Annotated in this window: 1 pseudogene; it reads left to right on the forward strand. The window is 72.3% G+C overall.

What is annotated here, in order from left to right:
• Nucleotides 1–322: pseudogene (locus PUR61_RS22035) on the forward strand (hypothetical protein); the annotation flags it as partial.
• Nucleotides 323–390: the final 68 nt, after the last annotated feature.

Here is a 390-nt window from a genome sequence, read left to right on the forward strand (position 1 = left end):
CGCCACGCTCGCCAGAGGCGAGGACCGGCGGCGGGCGCTCACCGTCGCCGTCCAGGAGCGCCTGCTGACGGTCGTCTTCGCCCCGACCGGCACCCCGGCGGCCTCCCGGATCGACCTGGAGTCTCTGCCGTACGATCGTGTCCCCGCCCTGGTGCGGGAGGCCACGACCACGCTGGGCGTCGGCACCCTGAGCACCTGGCAGCTCACCGCCGACCGTCTGACCGGCACGGTCGTCCTCAGGGTCTCCGTGGACATGGCCGTCAATGTGGTGGGTGTGCTGGTCGTGGTGGCGGCGGCCGTGGTGGGGGTGGTCGCGCTGTGACCCGGGAGCCGGTTATCGTCCCGCCATGGAGCCGCTGACGTTCGACTACGAGAGCCTGCATCTGCGCG

The organism is Streptomyces sp. BE20 (assembly GCF_036322525.1).
Taxonomy (GTDB): Bacteria; Actinomycetota; Actinomycetes; order Streptomycetales; family Streptomycetaceae; genus Kitasatospora.